The 26,174-nt window shown below is 64.3% G+C and carries 20 protein-coding genes; 18 read left to right on the forward strand and 2 right to left on the reverse strand.

Annotated features, from left to right (window positions below; translation table 11 throughout):
• Positions 1-16: 16 nt before the first annotated feature.
• Entirely contained in the window at positions 17-568 is a 552-nt protein-coding gene (locus B3P22_RS20580) for an NUDIX hydrolase (RefSeq protein ID WP_296272357.1), read from the reverse strand.
• Positions 568-1,620, reverse strand: a complete 1,053-nt coding sequence (locus B3P22_RS20585; protein WP_296272358.1) for a DUF2333 family protein — start codon at positions 1,618-1,620, stop codon at positions 568-570. Before B3P22_RS20585 ends, B3P22_RS20580 begins: the two co-directional genes overlap by 1 nt.
• Positions 1,621-1,877: 257 nt before the next feature.
• Here B3P22_RS20585 and B3P22_RS20590 point away from each other — a divergent pair, with 257 nt between their 5' ends.
• The 18 genes from B3P22_RS20590 (at position 1,878) to urtC (ending at position 26,145) form a co-directional block, all read left to right on the forward strand.
• Complete coding sequence (locus B3P22_RS20590; RefSeq protein WP_296272359.1) at positions 1,878-3,491, forward strand: response regulator; 1,614 nt, start codon at positions 1,878-1,880, stop codon at positions 3,489-3,491.
• Positions 3,492-4,520: 1,029 nt separating this feature from the next.
• Positions 4,521-5,564, forward strand: a complete 1,044-nt coding sequence (locus tag B3P22_RS24005; protein ID WP_419096454.1) for a methyl-accepting chemotaxis protein — start codon at positions 4,521-4,523, stop codon at positions 5,562-5,564.
• Between the two features lie 181 nt (positions 5,565-5,745).
• Complete coding sequence (locus tag B3P22_RS20600) at positions 5,746-7,530, forward strand: protein-disulfide reductase DsbD (protein WP_296272361.1); 1,785 nt, start codon at positions 5,746-5,748, stop codon at positions 7,528-7,530.
• A gap of 166 nt (positions 7,531-7,696) precedes the next feature.
• Positions 7,697-8,143, forward strand: coding sequence for a type II 3-dehydroquinate dehydratase (gene aroQ, locus B3P22_RS20605; protein ID WP_275547258.1), 447 nt, complete (start codon positions 7,697-7,699; stop codon positions 8,141-8,143).
• A 50-nt stretch (positions 8,144-8,193) separates the two neighbouring features.
• A complete protein-coding gene (gene accB / locus B3P22_RS20610; protein WP_275547259.1) occupies positions 8,194-8,658 on the forward strand; it encodes an acetyl-CoA carboxylase biotin carboxyl carrier protein in 465 nt (154 codons plus the stop codon).
• A 17-nt stretch (positions 8,659-8,675) separates the two neighbouring features.
• Positions 8,676-10,031: an acetyl-CoA carboxylase biotin carboxylase subunit gene (gene accC / locus B3P22_RS20615; protein ID WP_296272362.1), complete on the forward strand. Its 1,356-nt coding sequence runs from the start codon at positions 8,676-8,678 to the stop codon at positions 10,029-10,031.
• Positions 10,032-10,106: 75 nt separating this feature from the next.
• Complete coding sequence (locus tag B3P22_RS20620) at positions 10,107-10,778, forward strand: DUF4272 domain-containing protein (RefSeq protein WP_296272363.1); 672 nt, start codon at positions 10,107-10,109, stop codon at positions 10,776-10,778.
• An 85-nt stretch (positions 10,779-10,863) separates the two neighbouring features.
• Positions 10,864-11,742, forward strand: coding sequence for a 50S ribosomal protein L11 methyltransferase (gene prmA / locus B3P22_RS20625; RefSeq protein WP_296272364.1), 879 nt, complete (start codon positions 10,864-10,866; stop codon positions 11,740-11,742).
• Between the two features lie 139 nt (positions 11,743-11,881).
• Positions 11,882-13,150, forward strand: coding sequence for a DUF3426 domain-containing protein (locus tag B3P22_RS20630; RefSeq protein WP_296272365.1), 1,269 nt, complete (start codon positions 11,882-11,884; stop codon positions 13,148-13,150).
• A 229-nt stretch (positions 13,151-13,379) separates the two neighbouring features.
• Positions 13,380-14,378: a tRNA dihydrouridine synthase DusB gene (gene dusB / locus B3P22_RS20635; RefSeq protein WP_296272366.1), complete on the forward strand. Its 999-nt coding sequence runs from the start codon at positions 13,380-13,382 to the stop codon at positions 14,376-14,378.
• Complete coding sequence (gene fis / locus B3P22_RS20640; protein ID WP_026088753.1) at positions 14,375-14,695, forward strand: DNA-binding transcriptional regulator Fis; 321 nt, start codon at positions 14,375-14,377, stop codon at positions 14,693-14,695. The genes dusB and fis overlap by 4 nt, the downstream gene beginning before the upstream one ends.
• A 74-nt stretch (positions 14,696-14,769) precedes the next feature.
• Entirely contained in the window at positions 14,770-16,377 is a 1,608-nt protein-coding gene (gene purH / locus B3P22_RS20645) for a bifunctional phosphoribosylaminoimidazolecarboxamide formyltransferase/IMP cyclohydrolase (RefSeq protein ID WP_296272367.1), read from the forward strand.
• Positions 16,378-16,560: 183 nt separating this feature from the next.
• Positions 16,561-17,850 carry a phosphoribosylamine--glycine ligase gene (gene purD, locus B3P22_RS20650; RefSeq protein WP_296272368.1) on the forward strand — a complete coding sequence of 430 codons (1,290 nt, stop codon included), beginning with the start codon at positions 16,561-16,563 and terminating at the stop codon, positions 17,848-17,850.
• A gap of 108 nt (positions 17,851-17,958) precedes the next feature.
• Complete coding sequence (locus tag B3P22_RS20655) at positions 17,959-20,739, forward strand: hybrid sensor histidine kinase/response regulator (RefSeq protein WP_296272369.1); 2,781 nt, start codon at positions 17,959-17,961, stop codon at positions 20,737-20,739.
• A gap of 52 nt (positions 20,740-20,791) precedes the next feature.
• The gene (locus B3P22_RS20660) at positions 20,792-21,385 is read left to right on the forward strand and encodes a MarC family protein (protein ID WP_197859371.1); all 594 of its coding nucleotides are present in this window, start codon (positions 20,792-20,794) and stop codon (positions 21,383-21,385) included.
• Between the two features lie 662 nt (positions 21,386-22,047).
• On the forward strand, positions 22,048-23,313 hold the full coding sequence (gene urtA, locus B3P22_RS20665) for an urea ABC transporter substrate-binding protein (RefSeq protein WP_197859372.1): 1,266 nt from the start codon (positions 22,048-22,050) through the stop codon (positions 23,311-23,313).
• A 172-nt stretch (positions 23,314-23,485) separates the two neighbouring features.
• Entirely contained in the window at positions 23,486-25,054 is a 1,569-nt protein-coding gene (urtB, locus tag B3P22_RS20670; protein ID WP_296272370.1) for an urea ABC transporter permease subunit UrtB, read from the forward strand.
• Positions 25,054-26,145: an urea ABC transporter permease subunit UrtC gene (gene urtC / locus B3P22_RS20675; protein WP_296272371.1), complete on the forward strand. Its 1,092-nt coding sequence runs from the start codon at positions 25,054-25,056 to the stop codon at positions 26,143-26,145. The genes urtB and urtC overlap by 1 nt, the downstream gene beginning before the upstream one ends.
• Positions 26,146-26,174 lie beyond the last annotated feature (29 nt).

Below are 26,174 nucleotides of genomic sequence, written 5' to 3' on the forward strand. Positions count from 1 at the left end.
CATAAATGGGAGAGGGTCATCGGAAGGCCGCAAGCGGCCTATTTATGTAGCGCTGCAGCGCCGCTAGCGAGTCCGGGCAATATGGCAGGTGGCGAGTTTCCTCAAGCGCCTGTTCGATACTGATGAAGCGCGCCTCCAGCACCTCTTCCGGCTGCAGCACCAGCGGCGCGTCGGATACCGCCGAGTAGGCCATGCACCACAATCGGCTCTCCGGCGCGTCGTAGAGAAAGTGCGCATGCTCGACCAACTCGGCGTCGACGATGCCCAGCTCCTCGGCCAGTTCGCGTTCGGCAGAGAGCCGATAGCCCTCGCCTTCCAGCACCATGCCGCCGGCTGCGACATCCCAGTAGCCGGGATACAGCGCCTTGCTCAAGGTGCGCCGGTGTACGCACAGCAGACCGGCCGAATTGAACAACAGGATATAGGTACCACGCCCGATCAGCCGGCGCTCGCGCAGCTCGGCGCGGGTGACGCCGCCCAAGGGCTGATCGCGCTCGTCGACCCAGGCGACCCGCTCCCGGTCCGAAGCAGCGCGATGCGCCGCCTCGGTCGCCGAAATCGCGTCCATCACCCCTGGCTCAGCAGTTGGCGCAGGTCGATCAGGCCGGCGTTGGCACGGGAGATGTAGTTGGCCATCACCAGCGAGTGGTTGGCGAGAATGCCGTAGCCGCTGCCGTTGAGGATCATCGGGCTCCACAAGGTCGCTTGCGCTGCCTCCAGCTCGCGGATGATCTGGCGCACGCTGACGGTGGCGTTCTTCTTCGCCAGCACGTCGGCGAAATCGACCTCGATAGCGCGCAGCAGGTGAGCCAGCGCCCAGGCCTGACCGCGGGCTTCGTAGAACACATTGTCGATCTGCAGCCAAGGCGTCTCGTATACGCCGTCGCGCCCGACCAGGCCGGACTCTTCGGCGTCGTTGCCGACCTGCAGGTTCTCGTTCAGGCGCACCTGGCCGACGCTGGCGGAGAGGCGCTGCGACAGCGAGCCGAGACGCGTGCCGGCATCGCCCAGCCAGTTGTTGAGGTTGTCGGCACGGGCATAGAACTGCGCATTCTTCTGGCTCAGGTCGGCCAGGTAGCGGTCCAGCGACTTGATGCCTTCGCGATACTCGGACTCGGACGCCGGTAGCGCCCAACTCTTGTTGTCGAAGTGAAAGCGCGGCTCGGCCTTGGCCAGGTCCGGGTTCTCCGTGGACTGCGACTGCGAGCGGGCGAAATCCTTGCGCAGCGCGCGGGAGAAATCACGCACCTGCACCAGCACGCCGTATTCCCAGCTCGGCATGTTGTCCAGCCACAGACCCGGCGGGGCCAGGTCGTTGGACAGGTAGCCGCCCGGCTTGTCGAGCAGCGTAGTGGCGACCTGCTTGAGGGTTTCCACCGTCGTGTAGCCGGTCACTATCTGCCGCTGCGCCTGCTGCGCCGCGCTCTGCGCGTGCTGCTGCACCTGGAAGGCAGACGGCTCCTGGCTCCAATACCAGCCGACCACCAGAGCGATCAGTAGATAGACGCCGATCAGGCCACCCAGTGCCCGGGCGATCAGGCTACCGCCGCTGCGGCTGCCTCCTGAGGCCTTGTCGGCGCCCTCTGGCGAGTTCGTCGCACGATTCTTCCAATCCAGCATGGCAGTGTCCTTTTCAAACGAATTCGAGTGTTCGACCACAACCCGGGCAACGGGTTGCGACCTGTTGCGCACTATAAGACAAGCCCACAGCAAAGCGCAGGGAACAGAGGCAAACTTACCGTTGGTACGGGAAAACGCTATTTGTGTCGCTTATTCGACAGAAATACCGACGTCAATTGATCGACGGCAATGTCATCGCCCCCCTCAAGTGATAGCATCAAGCCACCACTTACTTAACCACTTATAGAAGTCGGCCCATGACCGAGCACCCCGACCCCAGTCGCGATCGCCTCAAGCATCACTTCGCCCAGCGCGTGATTCACCAGGCACGTCAGGTGCTGGAAGTCTGGCAACGCCTACAACGCAGCGAATGGAACGATGTCGGCATGACCGAGCTGACCGAGGCCAACCTGCGCCTGCTGCGTTATGCCGAGCGCTTCGAACAGGTCGAGCACGCACAGCTGGCGCAAAGCATCGGCGCCAGCCTGGATGAAGTGGCGGAAAACCGTGGCCGACTCAACAGTAGCCTGATCGCTCGGCTCAATCAGGCCATGCAGCGCCTCTCACGTACCGGCCTGCGCCACAGCGATGCCTTCGAGCAGACCTTTCTGCCGCCGCTGCGCAAGCCGGTCTACATCACCCTGCAGGATGCTCAGCGTGGCGAGCGCCTGGCCCAGCAGCTGGAGTTCTTCGGCCTCGCCGCGCAGGCGCTGCGCGATGAGCGCGCCTTCCGCGCCGCCATCACCGAACGCCATCCTGCGGCCATCGTCATGGACGTCGACTTCGCCGGCGCCGGGCTGGAACTGGCCAATTCGGTGCAGGAAGGCCTGGAACAGAAGATTCCGCTGCTGTTCTTCAGCCATTGCGACACCGACACGCCCACGCGCCTGGCCGCGGTACGCGCCGGTGGCCAGGAGTTCTTCACCGGCTCGCTGGATGCCTCGAGCCTGCTCGAACGCATCGAGGTGCTGACCCACGTTTCGCAGTACGACCCGTACAAGGTGCTGATCGTCGACGACTCCAAGGCCCAGGCGACTCACACCGAACGTGTGCTCAACAGCGCCGGCATCCTCACCCATACGCTCACCGAGCCGATCCTGGCGATGGATGCGCTGGCCGAGTTCCAGCCGGACCTGATCATCCTCGACATGTATATGCCCGAGTGCAACGGCACCGAGCTGGCCAAGGTGATTCGCCACAACGACCGCTACGTCAGCGTGCCGATCATCTACCTGTCGGCCGAGGACGACCTGGACAAGCAGCTCGACGCCATGAGCGAGGGCGGCGACGACTTCCTGACCAAGCCGATCAAGCCGCGCCATCTGATCGCCACCGTGCGCAACCGCGCGGCGCGCGCGCGCAACCTCAAGGCGCGCATGGTGCGCGACAGCCTCACCGGCCTGTACAACCACACCCACACCCTGCAGTTGCTCGACGACGCCTGCTACCGCGCGCGCCGCGAAGAGCAGCCGCTGGCCTTCGCCATGCTCGACATCGACCATTTCAAGAAGGTCAACGACACCTATGGCCACCCCATGGGCGACCGGGTGATCAAGAGCCTGGCGCTATTCCTCAAGCAACGCCTGCGCAAGACCGACCATATCGGCCGTTACGGTGGCGAAGAGTTCGCCGTGGTGCTGCCCGATACCGACGAGCAATCGGCGCTCAGGGTGCTGGAGGAAATTCGCCAGCGATTCGCCGAGATCCACTACCCGGCGCAGCCGCAGGACCTGTCCTGCACTTTCAGTTGCGGCATCGCCATGCTGCAACCGGGCCTGGATGGCAACTCGCTGTCCAAGCGCGCTGACGAAGCGCTTTACAAGGCCAAGCATGGCGGCCGCAACCGGGTCGAGCTATTCAGCGTCGATTGACGGCCGCTGCGGCTGCCCACGAAACGTGATGCAGCGCACGCCGTCATAAGCCTGTAATCAAACCGCAATAAGCTCGCGCGCATCGTTCAGTTGTCGATCGAGCCCGCCATGCGCCTCAAGCTGCTCACCAATCTCAACACTCTGCTGCTGGTCACCGTCTGCGTCGCCCTGGCAGCAACACTCTGGTGGTCGCAGCGTGCGTTGCAGCAGCCGGTGCAGTTGATGGAGCGCTACCTGACGCTGTCTCAGCAGTTTCAGCACGAAGTGGCGGACAACATCCAGGCCTACCTGGCCAGTGGCAATGCCGTGCAGCACAGCGCCGCGACCCAGGCCATCGACGCCTTCGACGAATCCTTGGAACAGCTTCCGCAACAACTGGCCAGTGAACTGCGCCCAAGCCTGCAACAGTTGCGCGAGTTCAGCGCCAACCAGTTACTCGCCGCCGGCAAGCTGGCGGGCGATCCGCAAGGGTTGCTGCTACAGGCCGAACGCGAAATGCTCGCCACGCTGGAGCAACTGGGTCAGTACGTCGACAGCACCAGCAGCCCAGGCGCCGCCAGCTATCGCAAGCCGCTGCAGGAGGCGGGTTCGCGCCTGCTGAAGCTGGCGCATGCTCGTGAACGCTTCACCAGCCAAGGTCGCAGCGAGCTGCTCGGTGACGTCGAGCGTGAACTCAAGGCCCTGGGCCAGCAAGTGGAAGCGCTCGACAGCCTGCCACTGCTTGGTGTGCAGCAGGCCGACAGTTCCGCCAGCGCTGGCTTCGCCGCCCTGCTCGGGCTGGATGACGACGAGCAGGAGCAACAGACACAGGACCGCGGTATCGACCTCAAGCGCGAGCTGAGCACGCTGGTGCGCCGCTATCCCGGCGAACTGCAGCGCACCCGGGAGCTGGTCGAGCAGCGCCAGCAACTGGCCGTGACCACGACCGAGCGCGTGAGCCAGGTGCAGCAGGCCCTGGCTGCGCTGGAGCCGTTGGTCAAAGGCGAGTACGCACGCATCCAGGGCGAAGTGCGAGTGGTCCAGGGCTTGATGATCGGCCTGATCCTGCTCATCGCCCTGCTCATCGATCGCATCCAGCGGCGTCTGTCGCAGGTGCTTGGCAACCTGGTCCCGGCCCTGTCGCGCTGGGCCGGCGGCGATTTCGCCACGCCGGTCTCGATCAACTCACGCACCCGCGAGCTGCGCGACATCGAAGACTCGCTCAATCATCTGCGTCGTTATCTGGTGGAACTGGTCGCCAGCATTCGCGGCCATGCCGAACAGGTCGCCGGCTCCAGCCGCACTTTGGCCGACCTCAGCGGCGGTCTGCACGGCGGCGCCGAACGCCAGGCCGGGGATACCGCGCTGATCCGCGATGCATTGGGCGAGCTGGAAGCGACCATCGGCCAGGTCGCCGAGGACGCCAGTCAGACCGCCGATGCCAGCCGCGATGCCGACCGCGCTCTGGTGCACGGCCAGCAGGTCATCGGCCAGAGCCTGGAGGGCCTGCATGCGCTGGTCAGCGAGGTACAGGACAATGCCCAGGCCATCGAACGCCTGGCCAGCGAAACCGAGACCATCGGTGGCGTGCTGACAGTGATCCGCAGCATTGCCGAACAGACCAACCTGCTGGCCTTGAACGCCGCCATCGAGGCTGCGCGTGCCGGTGAGGCCGGCCGCGGCTTCGCCGTGGTCGCCGACGAAGTGCGCTCGTTGTCGCAGCGAACCGGCAGTGCCACCGCGGAAATCCAGGAGGTGATCGGTCGCCTGCAGCAGGCCGCCCACCAGTCCGTGCAGGCCATGCGCGCCCAGGTCGAGCATGCCGAAGCCACCGCAGGCAAGGCCGAGACGGCTGATGGCGCGCTGGACGAGATCGTCAGCGCCATCCGCACCATCGCCAGCATGGCCGAGCGCATCGCCGAGGCCACCGCCCAGCAGAGCGGCGCAGTCGGCGAGATCCGCGAACATGGGGAACGCATCCATCAGTTGGGTGATGAAAACCTCGGTCTGATCGCCAACGGGCGCAACGAGAGCGAGCGCCTGCTGCAGCTTGGTGGTCAGTTGCACAGCGCCGTGCAGGCGTTTCGCGTCTAGGCACTGAACGAACAGGGCCTGCGACACGGCAGCGCAGGCGACTCTCGGCAGGAACTCCCGCAGACCGGCCATCTCCAAGGTTCCGCTCATCCCCGGCATTCGACGCTCCGGCGTGGCGACAGCGATGCGGCTGAGCGCTTTCCGGTATCATGCCGCCACCTTTCGCCGAGATATTCGCCCGATGTCACTGCGTCGCCTGCTGCTTCCCCTGCTTCTGCTCTGCCTGAGCCTGCCCGCCAGCGCCGGCCTGTTCGATCAGCGCCCGGCCGCCTCGCCGATCGGCGCGCCGCTGAACAACAGCAGCGATTTCCTGCCCGTACGCGAAGCCTTCAAATTGAGCCTGGTCAGCAGCGATGCGCAGTCGGTGACCCTGCGCTTCGTCGCCACCGAGGGCTATTACCTCTACCGCCACCGCTTCAACTTTAGCGTCGAACCGGCAGACCTGGCGCTCGGCGAGCCCGAGTTGCCCGCTGGTCAGGCCAAGCACGACGAATTCTTCGGCGATGTCGAGGTTTATTACGGCGTGCTGGATATTCGCCTGCCGCTGGAGAACCCCGACAACCGCCCGCTGCGCCTGCAGGTCGGCTATCAGGGCTGCGCCGACAAGGGCCTGTGCTACCCGCCGGAAACCGAGTTCATCGAGATCGGTGACATGCCCGCCGCTAGCGGCGATGCGGCACCTGTCGCGGCTGACTGGAACTGGAAGGAGCTGGCGCTATTCTTTCTCGGCGGCCTGGCACTGACCTTCACGCCTTGCGTACTGCCGATGCTGCCGATCCTCTCCGGCGTGGTGCTGCGCGGCCAACTCGGTGGCCTGCGCAGCCTGACGCTTTCGCTGGCCTATGTGCTGCCGATGGCGATCTGTTTCGCCGTCCTCGGTACCCTGATGGGCCTGTTCGGTGCCGGCCTCAATCTGCAGGCGCGTCTGCAATCAGCATGGGTGCTGGTGCCCTTCGCGGCCTTCTTCACGGTGTTCGCGCTGGCCATGTTCGGCCTGTTCGAGTTGCGCCTGCCACGCTTCGTCAGCGAGCCACTGGATCGTCTCGCCGGCAAGACTCAGGGTGGTTCGCATGTGAATGCCGCCCTGCTCGGCGTCCTTTCCAGCCTGTTGGTCAGCCCCTGCGTTTCCGCACCGCTGGCCGGCGCGCTGCTTTATATCAGCGCCAGTGGCGATGCCCTGGGCGGCGGCCTGAAGCTGCTCGCGCTCGGCCTTGGCATGGGCACGCCACTGGTGCTGTTCGCCGTAGGCGGCGGTGCACTGCTGCCGAAAACCGGCACCTGGATGGTCACCGTGCGCAACGCTTTCGGCGTGCTGCTGCTGGCCGTTTCGGTGTGGCTGCTCGAGCGCGTCCTGCCGGGCAGCCTCAGCCTGGCACTCTGGGGCCTGCTGGCCGGCGGCGTGGCGGTGTTCCTCGGCGCGCTGGAGTTCGGGCCCAAGACGCACCTACAGAAGCTCGGCCAGATCGCCGGGCTGGCGCTGCTGGTCTATGCCCTGGCCGCCTGGGTCGGCGCCCTGCAGGGCGCCACCGATCCGCTCAAGCCGCTCGGTCAGTTGCAGGCTGGCGCAAGCCAGAGCAGCGCCAAGAGCGGCGCCTGGCAAACCCTGAGCAGCCCGGCCGAACTGGACGCGGCCTTGGCCGAGGCCAAAGCTGGCGGCCAGCCGCTGCTGCTGGACTGGTACGCCGACTGGTGCATCAGCTGCAAGGTGATCGAGCGCGAGGTGTTCGGCAATGCCGAGGTCGGCAGCAAACTGGCCGGCTGGCGCCTGATCCGCTTCGACATCACCGAAAGCAACGCCGCCCAGCGCGCCCTGCTCGACCGCTACAAACTGTTCGGCCCTCCCGCTATTCAGCTGTTCGCCGGCAATGGTGACGAATTGCTCGACCTGCGTGTCGTAGGTGAGGTCGATGCCGCCACCTTCGCCACCCGCCTGGACCGGGCCAGCAGCCGTCAGGCCGGTCGCTAGAGCGGTCGACACCCTCATCGCGCGCGGCCAACCAGCCCTGGCAACGACCAAAACCAGCGCTATAGTCATATTTCTGCCGCAAACGCCGGGCATCGTGTCGGCTATTGCCGTTATCGTACGCGCTACGGCATAGTCCGGCGCAGCCCGAACAACAAGGAACGCGACCATGGCCACTCTACTGGTGCTGCACGGCCCCAACTTGAACCTGCTCGGCACCCGCGAGCCCGACAAATATGGCGCCACCACCCTTGCCGAGATCAATCAGGATCTGGAGCAGCGCGCCCGCGAGGCCGGTCACCATCTGCTGTACCTGCAGAGCAATGCCGAGTACGAGCTGATCGAGCGCATTCACGCCGCAAAGGGTGAAGGTGTCGACTTTATCCTGATCAATCCTGCCGCTTTTACTCATACCAGCGTCGCATTACGTGACGCGTTGCTGGCGGTGAGCATCCCATTCATCGAAGTGCACCTGTCCAACGTGCACAAGCGTGAACCGTTCCGCCATCACTCCTACTTTTCCGACGTTGCCGTAGGGGTGATCTGCGGGCTTGGCGCCAGCGGTTACCGGCTGGCCCTGGAAGCAGCACTCGAACAACTGACCGGGCGCGCCTGACGCGTAGCCTGGTAGACAAGTCCTACCTCACCTCTGGGAGTTGACCCTTCATGGATATCCGTAAAGTCAAGAAACTGATCGAGCTGCTGGAAGAGTCCGGTATCGACGAGCTGGAGATCAAAGAGGGCGAAGAGTCCGTACGCATCAGCCGTCACAGCAAGCAGCCGGCCTATGCCGCCCAGCCGATCTACGCCCCGGCACCCGCTCCAGCCGCCGCGCCTGTAGCCGCAGCCGCCGCTCCGGGCGCTGAAGCCGCTCCGGCCGCTGCGCCGAAACTGAACGGCACCGTGGCTCGCTCGCCGATGGTCGGTACCTTCTACCGCGCCGCTTCGCCAACCTCGGCCAACTTCGTCGAAGTCGGTCAGACCGTGAAGAAGGGCGACATCCTGTGCATCGTCGAAGCGATGAAGATGATGAACCACATCGAGGCCGAAGCCAGCGGTGTGATCGAGTCCATCCTGGTGGAAAACGGCCAGCCGGTTGAGTACGACCAACCCCTGTTCACCATCGTTTGATGCACGGGGAGCCTGCAATGCAGAAGCTGGAAAAAGTCCTTATCGCCAACCGTGGCGAAATCGCCCTGCGTATCCTGCGTGCCTGCAAGGAGCTGGGTATCAAGACGGTGGCCGTGCACTCCACCGCCGACCGCGAACTGATGCACCTGGGCCTGGCCGACGAATCCGTCTGCATTGGCCCGGCAGCTGGCGCGCAGTCCTACCTGAACATCCCGGCGATCATCAGCGCCGCTGAGCTGACCGGCGCCACCGGCATCCACCCGGGCTACGGCTTCCTCGCCGAGAACGCCGACTTCGCCGAACAGGTGGAGAACTCCGGTTTCGCCTTCATCGGCCCGACCGCCAGCGTGATCCGCCTGATGGGCGACAAGGTGTCGGCCAAGGACGCCATGATCAAGTCCGGCGTACCGGTGGTTCCCGGCTCCGACGGCCCGCTGCCGGAAGACGAGGAAGAGGCCCTGCGCATCGCCCGTGAAGTGGGCTACCCGGTGATCATCAAGGCCGCGGGCGGCGGTGGTGGTCGCGGCATGCGCGTGGTGCACAAGGAAGAAGACCTGATCAAGTCGGCCAAGCTGACCCGCACCGAAGCCGGTGCCGCGTTCGGCAACCCGATGGTCTATCTGGAAAAATTCCTCGGCAACCCGCGTCACGTGGAAGTCCAGGTGCTGTCCGATGGCCAGGGCAACGCCATTCACCTGTATGACCGCGACTGCTCGCTGCAGCGTCGCCACCAGAAGGTGATCGAAGAAGCGCCGGCCCCGCTGATCGACGAAAAGGCCCGCGCCGAAGTGCTCAAGCGCTGCGTCGATGCCTGCGTCGAGATCGGCTACCGTGGCGCGGGCACCTTCGAGTTCCTCTACGAAGACGGTCGTTTCTACTTCATCGAAATGAACACCCGTGTTCAGGTGGAGCACCCGGTCACCGAGATGGTCACCGGCATCGACATCGTCAAGGAGATGCTCAGCATCGCTGCTGGCAACCCGCTGTCGATCAAGCAGAAAGACGTGAAGATCCTCGGTCACTCGGTCGAGTGCCGGATCAACGCCGAAGACCCGGACAACTTCATGCCCAGCCCCGGCAAGGTCAAGCACTTCCATGCCCCGGGCGGCAATGGCGTTCGCGTCGACTCGCACCTGTACAGTGGCTACAGCGTGCCGCCGCACTACGACTCGCTGATCGGCAAGTTGATCACCTACGGCAAGGACCGTGACGAGGCCATGGCGCGCATGCGCAATGCCCTGGACGAGATCGTGGTCGACGGCATCAAGACCAACGTGCCGCTGCACCGCGACCTGACCCGCGACAAGGGTTTCGTCAAAGGTGGCGTGAACATCCACTACCTGGAAAAGAAACTGGGTATGGACAAGCACTAAGCAGGTTCTTGTAGCATCGAAAGGGAGCGGCCATGGCCGCTCCCTTTTTCATTCCACCCGAGAAGGATGAACGACATGAATGGACTCAGCCCCGAACAGCGCAAGGCCGCTTCCATCGCCAGACTCAAGGCAGCCGGCATTCCCCATATCGACCATCTGCCAATGATCGAACCCGCCAGCGAGGTTCGCGTGCGCAGTGCAGAGGAAATCGCCCAGCGCGCCATTGCCTGCCTGATCACCATCCAGGCCGCCTGTGACCGCAATGCCGGCAACTATTCGCCTGACACAGCGCAATGGTGCCAGCAACTGCTGGAGCAATACGGCATCACCCAGCTGACACCGGCCGAAGTGCGCATCCTCAACAATCAGGGCGAGCAACAGGACGTGATCAACATGGTCTGGAAGTACGAGGCCTACTGGGTGCTGCTCTGGGCCCTGGGCATCGTCGAGACGCTGGATTTTCCCAACCAGACCATCGACTGCGACTTCGCCATCGAGGCCGTTTCACGGCATGAGGATTTCGCGGCGTTCCTGCAGCACACTCGTCTGCGCGATATCCACAGCATCCTCGACGAGGCCGATCTGATCTATCGCTACCACTGGGCCTGTGTCGATGCACGCCTGAAACAGGCACCAATGCCCGCCGGCATGAACGCAAGCGTAGTCATGGAACGCCACGCCGCTTTAAACTGGCTGATCGATAACGATGGCCAGAACGACTGGGACAATCCCGACGTCAGTACCTGAGTCAGCCCATTGCCTCGCCTTCGGGCACCCGAATCAAACACGCCGCGCCCAGCTCGACCGCGCGGCTCGCACAGAGAGTTGCCCCATGCCCTGGTTACAAGTCCGTCTCGCCATCACTCCCGAACAGGCGGAAACCTACGAGGACGCCCTGCTGGAAGTAGGCGCCGTATCGGTGACCTTCATGGATGCCGAAGATCAGCCGATCTTCGAGCCGGACCTGGGCACCACGCCGCTGTGGTCGCATACCCATCTGCTGGCCCTGTTCGAAGCCGACACCGACGAGACCGCATTGATCGCCCACCTGCAACTGCTGTGTGGCGGCTCGCTGCCGGAGCATCATGTCGAGCGCATCGAGGATCAGGACTGGGAGCGCAGCTGGATGGACAACTTCCAGCCGATGCGCTTCGGCCGGCGCCTGTGGATCGTACCGAGCTGGCACGCCGCCCCGGAGCCGGATGCAGTGAACCTGCTGCTCGATCCGGGCCTGGCCTTCGGCACCGGCACTCACCCGACCACCGCACTGTGCCTGGAATGGCTCGACGGTCAGCCGCTTGAAGGTTGCGACGTGCTCGACTTCGGCTGCGGCTCGGGCATCCTCGCCATCGCCGCCCTGCTGCTCGGCGCGCCGCAGGCGGTAGGCACAGATATCGACCCACAAGCCCTGGAAGCCTCGCGGGACAACGCCTCGCGCAATGGCATCGACCCGACACGCTTCCCGGTCTATCTGCCGGCCGATCTGCCGCAGCAGCCGGCGGACGTGGTCGTCGCCAACATCCTCGCCGGCCCGCTGGTTTCCCTGGCACCTCAAATCACTGCGCTGGTCAAAGGCGGTGGACGCCTGGCGCTGTCGGGCATCCTCGCCGAGCAGGCCGATGAAGTCCGCGCCGCCTATGCCGGCGCCCTCGACCTCGACCCGACCGCCACCAAGGACGGCTGGGTACGCATCAGCGGGGTCAAACGCTAAGCACGCGGCAAGACTGAAGGCCGCAACCTGCAGGCGAGCCCGGATGAAGGCCGGGCTGCTTTGCCCTTACTTGCAGCTTGTGGCTTGCAGCTTGAAGCCGCTCCTTTAGACTAGCCGCTTGGATTTTCCGGACCCGCGCATGAGCGAAAGCCACGTCACCCAGTGCCCCCATTGCCGTACCAGCTTCCGCGTCAGCCAGGCGCAGCTGGCTGCTGCCCATGGCGCCGTGCGCTGCGGGGCCTGCCTGCACGTGTTCAACGCCGCCGAACAGTTGTTCGGTTCCCGCACGACGACGCCAACGCCAAGCAAAGCGACTAGCGATCAGGTCAGCCAGGCTCAAGCCGACACCAGTGCCAAGCCGGTAAAGAAGCCGGTCGACGATACCCTGTGGATTCATGACGACCTCGACCTGGACAGCCTTGACCTGGACGAGGAACTGGCCAGGCTGGAAGAGCAGGAGCAGCAACTGTCGCAGCAGTTCCTCGCCCTGGAGCGAGCGCCGCGCTACAGCGAGAACTTCGACAGCAACGCGGCGGATGAACGCGAAGAAGCGCATGACGAAGCCTGGGCCGAAGCCCTGTTGCGTGACGAGCCGGCGAAGCACGAGCGCGACAGCTTCGAACTGCAACCGACCGACCATCAGCCCGAACCGATTGCCGCACCAGAGCCCAAGGCCAACACCGAGTTCGCCCCGCCGGTCACGCCCCGCAAGCAGGCCCTCGACGACGACCTCGACGAAACCGACGAGCCGCGCCTGGGTAATCTCGAGGACGAACCCGACGAGCGCGAGCAGCAGGACGAAGACCTGCACAGCGAGCGTGAAGCGCCCAGGGTGACGCGCAACGAGCCGGGCCTGCGCGAGGAGCGCCTGTTCGAACTCGACGACGAACCCCTGCAGCTCGACTGGCGCCAACCACAGGGCATCGCCTGGGGACGCGTGTTCGGCTGGGGCCTGCTCAATCTGCTGGCGGCAGGCGGGCTGCTGGCGCAATACGCCGCCTACAACTTCGATGAACTGGCGCGCCAGGATCGTTATCGCCCCTGGTTCGAACAGCTGTGCCCTAGCATCGGCTGCACGCTGCCGTCGAAAGTCGATATCGGCCAGATTCGCAGCAGCAACCTGGTGGTGCGCAGCCACCCGGAATTTTCCGGAGCGCTGATCGTCGACGCCATCCTTTATAACCGCGCGCCCTTCGCCCAGCCGTTCCCACTACTGGAAATGCGCTTCGCCGACCTGGGTGGGCAACTGGTCGCCAGCCGTCGTTTCAAACCCAGCGAATACCTCGCAGGCGAGCTGGCCGGGCAGAGCGAAATGCCGCCGCAGACGCCCATTCATATCTCGCTGGACATCCTCGACCCCGGTACCCGCGCGGTCAATTACAGCCTCAGCTTCCACTCGCCCGACTAGCCCGAAGGCGGCGCGACCCGTGGTCGCAGACTGCCCATCTAACTACTGGCGATAAGCCCATAGCTGTTCAGAATTTGTTCAAAACGACCTTTATCCGGTCATCCAGAGCGGGTATCATGCCCACCCTTTCGCGAGCACCGACCCACCATCGTTTCCCCTGAGGACACAGTGGAGGCCAGGTGTTGATCGCTTACAGTCTCAACTGCGAACCAACAAGCAGGGACGCCCCATGTCGGCCCCACGTATCGGCCCCTACACATTGCCCAATCGGTTGATCCTGGCCCCTATGGCCGGCGTCACCGATCGCCCGTTCCGCCAGCTGTGCCGTCGTCTCGGCGCCGGCCTGGTGGTGTCGGAGATGGTCACCAGCGATGTGCGCCTGTGGAACAGCCGTAAATCCAGCCTGCGCCTGCTGCATGCCGGTGATCCCGAGCCGCGCTCGGTGCAGATCGCCGGTGGCGACCCAGAAATGATGGCCGACGCCGCGCGCAAGAACGTCGAGCTGGGCGCGCAGATCATCGACATCAACATGGGCTGCCCGGCCAAGAAGGTCTGCAACAAGGCCGCCGGTTCCGCCCTGCTGCGTGACGAGCCGCTGGTGCGCGAGATCCTAGACGCCGTGGTCGGCGCAGTGGACGTTCCGGTGACCCTGAAGATCCGCACCGGCTGGGACCGTGCGAACAAGAACGGCGTTACCGTGGCAAAAATCGCCGAAGACGCCGGTATTTCTGCACTTTCCGTACACGGCCGCACCCGCGCCGATCTGTACACCGGCGAAGCCGAGTACGAGACCATCGCCGCCATCAAGCAGGCGGTATCGATTCCGGTGTTCGCCAATGGCGACATCGACTCCCCACAAAAAGCCAAGGCCGTGCTCGACGCCACCGGCGCCGACGCCTTGCTGATCGGCCGCGCTGCTCAGGGCCGGCCGTGGATCTTCCGTGAAATCGAGCACTACCTGCGTACCGGCGAGACCCTGCCGGCACCGAGCCTGCTCGAAGTGGAACGCATTCTGCTGGAACACCTTGCCGCACTGCACGCCTTCTATGGCGAATTGATGGGCGTACGCATCTCCCGCAAGCATGTCGGCTGGTATCTGGCAACCCTGCCGGGCGCCAGGGAGTTTCGCGCCCAGTTCAACCGTCTGGACAGCACGGACGCACAGTGCGCCCACGTTCGCGCGTTCTTCCGCGAACGGCACAACGATGAAAACGAGGTGGCCGCATGACGTTGATGACAGAGACCCTAGTGAGTGGAATTGCACCCGTGAGTGACAACACCAGCCTTAAACAGCACCTGAACACGCCGAGCGAAGAGGGCCAGACCCTGCGCGGCGCCGTGGAGAAGGCGCTGCACAACTACTTCGCCCATCTCGAGGGCGCGGACGTCACCGACGTGTACAACCTGGTGCTCACCGAAGTCGAAGCGCCGCTGCTGGAAACCGTCATGAATTATGTGAAAGGTAACCAGACCAAGGCGTCCGAGCTGCTCGGCCTGAACCGTGGCACGCTGCGCAAGAAGCTCAAGCAGTACGACCTGCTGTAACACCGAACTCCCGAAAAGGGCGGCCCGAATGAGCCGCCTTTTTTGCTGATATCCCCGCTCTGATGGATAGTGAAATGACCGACCAGACCACCCTTCTGCCCGTCCGCCGCGCGCTGATCAGCGTTTCCGACAAAACCGGTGTCCTCGAGTTCGCTCGCGAGCTGGCCGCCCTCGGTGTCGAGATTCTCTCCACCGGCGGCACCTACAAGTTGCTTAAGGACAACGGCGTGGCCGCAGTGGAAGTCGCCGACTACACCGGCTTCCCGGAAATGATGGACGGCCGCGTGAAGACCCTGCACCCGAAGATCCACGGCGGCATCCTCGGTCGCCGTGCGCTGGACGGCGCGGTGATGGACGAGCACGGCATCAAGCCGATCGACCTGGTCGCGGTCAATCTCTATCCTTTCGAAGCCACCGTGGCCAAGCCTGATTGCGACCTGGCCGATGCCATCGAGAACATCGACATCGGCGGCCCGACCATGGTCCGCTCGGCGGCGAAGAACCACAAAGATGTGGCCATCGTGGTCAACACCGGCGACTACGCCGGCATCGTCGAGTCCCTGAAAGCCGGTGGCCTGAGCTACGCCCAGCGCTTCGACCTGGCGCTCAAGGCCTTCGAACACACCGCTGCCTACGACGGCATGATCGCCAACTACCTGGGCACCATCGACCAGACGGCGGACACCCTGTCCACCGAAGGCCGTGGCGCCTTCCCGCGCACCTTCAACAGCCAGTTCATCAAGGCGCAGGAAATGCGCTACGGCGAAAACCCGCATCAGAGCGCGGCCTTCTACGTCGAAGCGAAGAAGGGCGAGGCCAGCGTTTCCACCGCCATTCAGCTGCAGGGCAAGGAACTGTCGTTCAACAACGTGGCCGACACCGACGCTGCGCTGGAATGCGTGAAGAGCTTCGTCAAGCCGGCCTGCGTCATCGTCAAGCACGCCAACCCGTGCGGCGTGGCCGTCGTCCCTGAAGACGAAGGCGGCATCCGCAAGGCCTACGACCTGGCCTACGCCACCGACACCGAGTCGGCCTTCGGCGGCATCATCGCCTTCAACCGCGAGCTGGATGGCGAAACTGCCAAGGCCATCGTCGAGCGCCAGTTCGTCGAAGTGATCATCGCCCCGAAAATCAGCGCTGCCGCCCGTGAAGTGGTGGCCGCCAAGGCCAACGTACGCCTGCTAGAGTGCGGCGAATGGCCGGCCGAGCGCGCTGCTGGCTGGGACTACAAGCGCGTCAACGGTGGCCTGCTGGTACAGAGCCGCGACATCGGCATGATCAAGGCAGAAGACCTGAAGATCGTCACCCAGCGCGCGCCGAGCGAGCAGGAAATCCACGATCTGATCTTCGCCTGGAAAGTGGCCAAGTTCGTCAAATCCAACGCCATCGTCTACGCCAAGAACCGCCAGACCGTGGGCGTCGGCGCCGGCCAGATGTCGCGCGTCAACTCCGCGCGCATCGCCGCGATCAAGGCCGAGCACGCCGGCCTGCCGGTACCGGGCGCGGTGATGGCCTCGGACGCCTTCTTCCCGTTCCGCGACGGCATCGACAACGCCGCCAAGGCCGGTATCACCGCAGTGATCCAGCCGGGTGGCTCGATGCGCGACAACGAGGTGATCGCGGCTGCCGACGAGGCTGGAATCGCGATGGTATTCACCGGCATGCGCCACTTCCGCCATTGATGATCGTGCCCACGCTCTGCGTGGGCATGATCGAAGTTACGCAGGTATCCGGACCAATCGAGATACCGTGGGAGCGGACCTGTCCGCGACAAGGATGGCGAAATCAGCGCCATATTCGCGGGCAAGCCCGCTCCCACAAAGCACTCCGGACACCCCTGAACTCAGCGTCATCGAGGGTTTGACATGCAAGTATTGATCATCGGCAGCGGCGGTCGTGAACACGCCCTGGCCTGGAAAGTGGCGCAGGACAAACGCGTAGAGAAAGTCTTCGTCGCCCCCGGCAACGCCGGCACCGCGGTGGAAGCCAAGTGCGAGAACGTCGCCATCGACGTGCTGAACATCGAAGCGCTGGCGGACTTCGCCGAGAAGAACGTGCAACTGACCATCGTCGGCCCGGAAGCGCCGCTGGTCAAAGGCGTGGTCGACCTGTTCCGCACCCGCAAGCTGGACATCTTCGGCCCGACCGCCGCCGCTGCCCAGCTGGAAGGCTCCAAGGCCTTCACCAAGGATTTCCTGGCACGCCACAAGATCCCCACCGCCGACTACCAGAACCTCACCGAGATCGAGCCGGCACTGGCCTACCTGCGCGAGAAAGGCGCTCCGATCGTGATCAAGGCCGACGGCCTGGCCGCGGGCAAGGGCGTGATCGTCGCCATGACCCTGCAGGAAGCCGAGGATGCCGTGCGCGACATGCTCGCCGGCAACGCTTTCGGCGATGCCGGTTCGCGCGTGGTGATCGAGGAATTCCTCGATGGCGAAGAAGCCAGCTTTATCGTCATGGTCGACGGCGAAAACGTGCTGCCGATGGCCACCAGCCAGGACCACAAGCGCGTCGGCGACGGCGATACCGGCCCGAACACCGGCGGCATGGGCGCCTACTCACCGGCACCGGTGGTCACCGCCGAGGTGCACAAGCGCGTGATGGACGAGGTGATCTACCCCACCGTGCGCGGCATGGCCAGCGAAGGCAACGTCTACACCGGTTTCCTCTACGCCGGCCTGATGATTGACAAGGCCGGCGCGCCGAAGGTCATCGAGTTCAACTGCCGCTTCGGCGACCCGGAAACCCAGCCGATCATGTGCCGCCTGGAAAGCTCCCTGGTGCTGCTGGTCGAAGCTGCGCTGGCCAAGGCGCTGGACAAGGTCGAGGCGACCTGGGACCCGCGTCCGACCGTGGGCGTGGTGCTGGCCGCTGGCGGCTATCCGGGCGACTACGCCAAGGGCGACGTAATCGAAGGTCTTGATGAAGCGGCCAAGCTCGACGGCAAGGTGTTTCACGCCGGCACCGCGCTCAAGGACGGCCAGATCGTCACTGCCGGTGGCCGCGTGCTGTGCGCCACTGCCATCGGTCGCACGGTGGCCGAGGCCCAACAGCAGGCCTACCGCCTGGCCGAGAAGATTCGCTGGAACGGCATGTTCCACCGTAACGACATCGGCTATCGCGCCATCGCCCGCGAGCAGGGCGAAGGCTAAAGGCGCTCAAGAATACGGCGCGGTAGGCGGTAAAAAGGCTCGCCGCGCCGTATTCCCCCGAGCAAATGCTTGGCTATAATCCGGCCACACATTTAGAAGGATTTGCCCGTGCGCCGGCCCAGGATTGCCATCGGACTACTCGCCAGTTTGCTGTTGCTCGGCCTTGCCCTGACAGCCAGTGCGAACTCAGCTCCAACAATCGCACACGGCTGGTCCTATCTGGTCGACGCCAGCGCCCGCCTGGGCCTCGAAGAAGTGCGCGCCCAGCGCCAGCAGTTCAAGCCGCTGAGCAAACAGTCCTTCACCTTCCCGCCCAGTGACCACGCGGTCTGGCTTCGCGCCGAACTGGCGCCACAGCAGCAGCCGGCCTGGCTGTGGATCTTCTCGCCACGGGTGCAGTATCTCGACTATTACCTGCTGAAAGACGGCCAGCTGGAGCAGAACCTGCACACCGGCGAAGCCATGCCACTGGATTCGCGACCGCTGCCATCGCGTTTCTACCTGATGCCCCTGCCAAACGACGGCCAGGCCCGCGTCGCCTATGTGCGCCTGACCTCCAACCATCCGCTGATGACCTGGTTCAAGGTCATGGATCAGGCCGAGCTGGTCAGCCTGGAGAAGCCCGCCTACCTCTACGGCATGCTGTTCGGCGCGCTGTTGCTGCTGACCCTGTACAACCTTATTCGCTTCTTCTACAGCCGCAGCGCCAGCGGCCTGTGGCTGGCCGGGGTGAATATCGGCCTTGCGGTGTGCTCGTCGGCCAACCTCGGTATCTTCGCCCAATGGTTGCCCAGCCTGGGCTACAACCAGTCCCTGATCGCCGACCTTTCCGCACTGTTCGCCGCGTTTAGCGCGCTGGCCTTCGGCCTCAGTTTCATGAATGGCACGCCGGTGCAGCACAGCCCGCTCAATCGCCTGCTGCAGGGCAATGCCCTGCTGATCCTGACCTATGCCCTGTGCATCACCGTCACCGGTTTGTTCTGGTACAGCTCACTGGTGTACCTGTTGGTAGTCCTCAGCTCACTGAATCTGCTGCTGGTGAGCAGCCTGCACTGGCGCTCGGGTTATCAGCCGGCACGCCTGATTACCATCGGCATGGTGGTGTTCAATCTCGGCTTCGGTTTCTTCGTACCCGTGCTGCTCGGTTTCGATCAGCTCAATCCAGGCTGGCTGGTGCTCGGTGTATTCAGCGTCGCCACCCTGGCCGGCCTGATTCTCAGCGTGTCGCTGACCGAGCGCCAACGGCAGATTCAAAGTGACACCCTGCTGAAGAGTACAGCGCTTGCGGCCAGCAGCGCCGAACTGCGGGCCAAGGCCGAATTCCTGGCGAAGATCAGCCACGAAATCCGCACTCCGATGAACGGCGTGCTGGGCATGACCGAGCTGCTGCTGGGCACGCCGCTGTCGGCCAAGCAACGCGACTATGTGCAGACCATCCACAGCTCAGGCAACGAGCTGCTTACCCTGATCAACGAAATCCTCGACATTTCCAAGCTGGAATCCGGGCAGATCGAGCTGGACGATGTGCAGTTCGATCTCGGCGCGCTGATCGAGGACTGCCTGGACATTTTCCGCGCCAAGGCCGAGCAGCAGAAGGTGGAGCTGATCAGCTTTATCCAGCCGCAAGTTCCGCGGGTGATCAGCGGCGACCCCACGCGTCTGCGCCAGGCCCTGCTGAGCCTGCTGGACAATGCCTTCAAGCAGACCGACGAAGGCGAGATCCTGCTGGTCGCCGCGCTGGACAGCAGCGACGGCCAGCATCGCCTGCGCGTCGCCGTCCAAGACAGCGGCCGCCCGCTGCTGCCGGAGGAGCGCGACGCGCTGCTCAATGCCGAATTGCAAAGCCGTGATTTCCTTGCTGCCACGCAACTGGGCGGGCGCCTCGGCCTGATCATCGCGCGCCAGCTGGTGCGCCTGATGGGCGGCGAATTCGGTATTCAGGGCAGCGGCAACCAGGGCACCACCCTATGGCTGACCCTGCCACTCGATGCCGCGCGCCTGGAACAGCCGGAGACCGACCTGGACAGCCCGTTACAGGGCGCGCGCCTGCTGGTGGTGGACGACAACGACACCTGCCGCAAGGTGCTGATGCAACAGTGCAACGCCTGGGGTATGCAGGTCAGTGCCGTGCCGTCCGGCAAGGAAGCGCTGGCGCTGCTGCGCACCAGGGCACATATGCGCGAGTACTTCGACGCGGTGCTCCTCGACCAGGACATGCCCGGCATGACCGGCATGCAGCTGGCGGCCAAGATCAAGGAAGACCCGAGCCTCAACCACGACATCCTGGTCATCATGCTCACCGGCATCAGCAACGCGCCGAGCAAGGTGATCGCGCGCAACGCCGGGATCAAGCGCATCCTGGCCAAGCCGGTGGCCGGCTATACGCTCAAGACCACTCTGGCCGACGAGCTGGCCCAGCGCCCCAACGACACCCCCGCGCAGGCCGCGCCGACGCCGGTGAGCACGCCGCTGAACGTACCGGTCGATTTCCGCATCCTGGTGGCCGAGGACAACAGCATCTCCACCAAGGTGATCCGCGGCATGCTCGGCAAGCTCAACCTCAAGCCGGACACCGCCAGCAACGGCGAGGAAGCCCTCAGCGCGATCAAAGCGCAGCCCTACGACCTGGTGTTGATGGATTGTGAAATGCCGGTGCTCGACGGTTTCTCCGCCACCGAACAGCTGCGCGCCTGGGAACAGAGCGAAAAGCGCCCGCGCACCCCAGTGGTGGCGCTGACCGCGCATATTCTCAGCGAACACAAGGAACGCGCCCGCGCGGTGGGCATGGATGGCCATATGTCCAAGCCGGTGGAGCTGTCGCAGCTGCGCGAGCTGATCGAGCACTGGATCGCCGAACGCGAACTGCGCCGCCAGCGTGAAGTGTCGTAGGGCGGGTGAAACCCGCCCGACTATCGATGCCCTACTCTCAAACGAGCGCCCCATGTCCGAGTTGTTCAGCCTGTACCTGAAGATGCTGGTGCTCTACAGCCCCTTCTTCGTCCTGTCCTGCTTCATCGGCCTGAGCCGTGGCTACACCCTCAAGGAGCGCAAGCGCCTGGCCTGGAAGGTGGCGCTGGCGACGCTGATCGCCAGCGTACTGCTGTACCTGTTCGGCAAGCACATCTTCACCCTGTTCGGCATCACCATCGACGCGTTTCGCATCGGCGCCGGTTCGGTGCTGTTCATCTCCGCTCTGGGCATGGCCCAGGGCAAATCGGCGGTGCAGAGCGACAACGTGCAGCAGGACGTCACCATCGTGCCGCTGACCATTCCCATCACCGTCGGCCCCGGCACCATCGGTGCCCTGCTGCTGATGGGCGCCAGCCAGCCGCATTGGGACGACAAGCTGGTGGCGGTGGCGGCGATCCTTCTCGCCAGCCTCACCGTGGGCATCGTGCTGTACCTGTCCAACCAGTTCGAGCGCCTGCTCGGGGACCAGGGCCTGCAGATCGTCAGCCGTTTGATGGGCCTGTTCGTCTGTGCCCTGGCGGCGCAGATCATCTTCACCGGGGTGAAGAACTACCTCGTGCCTTAATCTCGGCCGATCAGCGCAACCGGATCAGCGGCGCTGAAAAAGTCGCAGCGCATCCTTGAGATAACTACCCTCCACTCGTTCTGCTGGCAGTACCTGCGCGCCTGAGCGGGTTCCCCCAGGCCCGGCACCGCGTTCCTAGATCCCCTCTGATAGCCGCTGCGCTTTCGCGATGCCCTCATCTCGCGCCCGGCCGGCACACGAGCGCAGCGCCCCACAGACGAACATACGCCTGCACTACCACTGCCGAAGCGCACCCGTATGGTGCGGCACCTGCGATCAGCATGCGTCCGTCGCCCCTGGACGAAGCGCTGCACTGCCAACTTGCACCCGTTATCGACAGTCGCGATGAGGCCCGTGCGCGCCCGAACTCGGCGAGAAAATCCGCATTCCAGGGCGGCTGGGCAGCGTTCAGGCGCTGCGCGCCAGAGGGAATCCACACCGCGCACGGGCCAGTTCTGAAGAGCGATCCTGCCCCGTCGCACAGAAGAGGCACAGCAATTGCTCAAGGGCCATATAGAGGTCAACAAGGCACAGACCAAGTCCTGGCTGTACGCCGCTCGCCAGCGCGTCGAGCCGATGCCGGAACAACCGCGCCATGACCTTCACTGCATGCCCATAACAACGCTGTCCGCTTACTCACATTCGTGAATGGAGATCGCACCATGCAACGTCGCAGCCTGATCAAGGCCTTCACCCTTTCCGCTTCCATCGCCGCGATGGGCCTGTCCTGGTCCATCCAGGCCGCCGAGACCATCAAGGTCGGCATCCTACACTCGCTGTCCGGGACCATGGCCATTTCCGAAACCTCGCTGAAAGACATGGCGCTGATGACCATCGACGAGATCAACGCCAAGGGCGGCGTGCTCGGCAAGCAGCTGGAGCCGGTGGTGGTCGACCCCGCGTCGAACTGGCCGCTGTTCGCCGAACGCGGCCGCCAGTTGCTGACCCAGGATAAGGTCGCGGTGACCTTCGGCTGCTGGACCAGCGTGTCGCGCAAATCGGTGCTGCCGGTTTACGAGGAACTGAACGGCCTGCTGTTCTACCCGGTGCAGTACGAAGGCGAAGAGATGTCGCCGAACGTGTTCTACACCGGTGCTGCGCCAAACCAGCAGGCCATTCCGGCGGTGGAATACCTGCTCAGCGAAGACGGCGGCGGCGCCAAGCGCTTCTTCCTGCTGGGTACCGACTACGTCTACCCGCGCACCACCAACAAGATCCTGCGCGCCTTCCTGCACAGCAAGGGCATCGCCGACAAGGACATCGAAGAGGTCTACACCCCCTTCGGTCATAGCGACTATCAAACCATCGTCGCCAACATCAAGAAGTTCTCCGCTGGCGGCAAGACGGCCGTGGTCTCCACCGTCAACGGCGACTCCAACGTGCCGTTCTACAAGGAGCTGGCCAACCAAGGCCTGGAAGCCACCGAAGTACCGGTGGTGGCCTTCTCCGTGGGAGAGGAAGAACTGCGCGGCATCGACACCAAACCGCTGGTCGGCCACCTGGCGGCCTGGAACTACTTCCAGTCCGTGGAGAACCCGGTCAACGAGAAGTTCGTCGCCGACTGGAAGGCCTACGCCAAGGCCAAGAAGCTGCCGAACGCCGACACCGTGGTGACCAACGACCCGATGGAAGCCACCTACGTAGGCATCCACATGTGGGCGCAGGCCGTCGAGAAAGCCGGCACCACCGAGGTCGACAAGGTCCGTGAAGCCATGGCCGGCCAGGAATTCGCGGCGCCGAGCGGCTTCACCCTGAAGATGGACGAGAAGAATCACCACCTGCACAAGCCGGTGATGATCGGCGAGATCCAGGAAGACGGTCAGTTCTCCGTGGTGTGGGAAACCGAGGGCCCGATCCGCGCCCAGCCGTGGAGCCCGTTCATCGAAGGCAACGACAAGAAAGCCGATACCCCGGTGAAGTCGAACTGAGGCAAAAGCCCTTCTCCACAAGCGGCAGCCACAGCTCGTCAATGGCTTGCAGTCCCGCTTGTCTCCCCTCTCCCGCTTGCGGGAGAGGGGTCGGGGGAGAGGGCCGCCGTAGCCCGGATGCAATCCGGGACGCTCACCCCGGATTGCATCCGGGCTACGCCAAGGACCCCTTATGCCCACTGCCCTTACCCGAATTCTCCTAAGCCTGCTGCTTTTGCTGCCACTGGCGGCGCAGGCTGGCGAAGCCGACGATTTCGTCGCCGCCAATGCCGGCAAGCAGGCCAAGCTGTTGCAGGACTGGGCCGCCGCGCCCAGAACCGAACGTATGCCACTGCTGCAAGCCCTGCAGCAGGGCCGCGTCGGCGGCGATGCCGACAAACGTGCCTTTATCGAACAGGACGGCACCTGGCAGGCCGCCGATGGCGACGCCGAAGCCAATGGCACGCCACGCAAACTGCGTCTGAACAACCGCCTGCGCGGTCTGATCGGCTTCGCCGTGGCCAGCCATCAGTTGCTCGACAACGACGCACGCGTGCGTCTCGAGGCCGCCCGGCAACTGCAGCGCAATACACCGCCGGCTCTGCTGCCGCTGCTCGAGAGTCGAATGAGCATCGAAGCGGACGAAACCGTGCAGGACGCCATCACCCTGGCCCTGGCCAATCTGCAGCTGAGCGACGCTAACCCCGCAGTGCGCCTGGCGGCCGTGGAGCGTCTGGGCAAGACCGGCGACCCGCTTGCCCGCACCCGCTTGCAAAGCCTGCTCGATGGCGAAGAAAGCGATGCCACCGTACGCGCCGCTGCCGAGCAGAGCCTGGCCCAGGTGAAGAACAAACTGCTGATCGGCGAACTGCTCGGTCAGGCCTTCAGTGGCCTGTCGCTGGGTTCGATCCTGCTGCTCGCCGCCCTCGGTCTGGCCATCACCTTCGGCCTGCTCGGGGTGATCAACATGGCCCACGGCGAGATGCTGATGCTCGGCGCCTACACCACCTATGTGGTGCAGCTGAGCTTCCAGCGCCTGGCCCCCGAATACCTCACGCTCTACCCGCTGGCCGCGCTGCCGATCGCCTTTCTGGTCACCGCCTGCATCGGTATGGCGCTGGAGCGCACGGTGATCCGCCATCTCTACGGCCGCCCGCTGGAAACCCTGCTGGCCACCTGGGGTATCAGCCTGATCCTCATTCAACTGGTGCGCGTCACCTTCGGTGCGCAGAACGTCGAAGTGGCCAACCCGGCCTGGCTCTCCGGCGGCGTGCAGGTGCTGCCGAACCTGGTGCTGCCGTACAACCGCATCGTCATCATCGGCTTCGCGCTGTTCGTCGTGGTGCTTACCTGGTTGCTGCTGAACAAGACGCGCCTCGGCTTGAACGTGCGTGCGGTGACGCAGAACCGCAACATGGCCGCCTGCTGCGGCGTACCCACCGGCCGCGTGGACATGCTGGCCTTCGGCCTCGGCTCGGGCATCGCCGGCCTCGGCGGCGTGGCCCTGAGCCAGATCGGCAACGTCGGCCCGGACCTTGGCCAGAGCTACATCATCGACTCCTTCCTGGTGGTGGTACTCGGCGGTGTCGGGCAACTGGCCGGTAGCGTGCTGGCCGCCTTCGGCCTCGGCGTGGTGAACAAGTTCCTCGAACCGCAGATCGGTGCCGTGCTCGGCAAGATCCTCATCCTCGCGCTGATCATTCTGTTCATCCAGAAACGCCCGCAAGGCCTCTTCGCTCTCAAAGGACGGGTGATCGACTGATGACCATGCCACTGAACCAAACCGTTCTCGCTCGCGCCACAGCCAAGCTCGGCCCGCAGGTTTCGCTGGCTGTCGGCCTGCTGGTGCTGGCGATACTCGTTGCCATGCCCCTGCTGCACTTGTTGCCGGCCGACCACGCCCTGCACGTCTCAGCCTACTCGCTGACCCTGGTGGGCAAGATTCTCTGCTACGCCATCGTCGCCCTGGCGCTGGACCTGGTCTGGGGTTACGCCGGCATGCTGTCGCTGGGCCATGGCCTGTTCTTCGCCCTCGGCGGTTATGCCATGGGCATGTACCTGATGCGCCAGTCGGCGGGCGACGGGCTGCCGGCCTTTATGAGTTTCCTGGCCTGGAGCGAGCTGCCCTGGTACTGGTACGGCACCTCCAGCTTCCTCTGGGCCATGTGTCTGGTGGTGCTGGCGCCCGGGCTGCTGGCCCTGGTGTTCGGCTTCTTCGCCTTCCGCTCGCGAATCAAGGGCGTGTACTTCTCGATCATGACCCAGGCGCTGACCTTCGCCGGCATGCTGCTGTTCTTCCGCAACGAAACCGGCTTCGGCGGCAACAACGGCTTTACCGGTTTCACCCGCATTCTCGGCTTCGATATCACCGCGCAGAGCACTCGCGCGGCGCTGTTCTTCGCCACCGTGGTGTTGCTGGTGGGCAGCCTGTATCTGGGTTTTCGCCTAGCGCGCAGCAAGTTCGGCCGCGTGCTCACCGCCCTGCGTGACGCCGAGAACCGCCTGATGTTCTGCGGCTACGACCCACGCGGCTACAAGCTGTTTATCTGGGTGCTCTCCGCGGTGCTGTGCGGGCTGGCCGGCGCGCTGTACGTGCCGCAGGTGGGCATCATCAACCCCAGCGAAATGGCGCCAACTCAATCCATCGAGGCCGCTGTCTGGGTCGCCCTCGGTGGTCGCGGCACGCTGATCGGCCCGCTGCTCGGCGCCGGCCTGGTCAACGGCATGAAGAGCTGGTTCACCGTGGCCTTCCCGGAATACTGGCTGTTCGCCCTGGGTGCGCTGTTTATCGTCGTCACCCTGTATCTACCGCGTGGTGTAGTGGGCTTGCTGCGCAAGGAGAAGGATCAATGAAAGCCAATCCAGTACCCGAAACCATGCTC

The organism is Pseudomonas sp. UBA6323, assembly GCF_002439135.1.
Lineage (GTDB): Bacteria > Pseudomonadota > Gammaproteobacteria > Pseudomonadales > Pseudomonadaceae > Aquipseudomonas.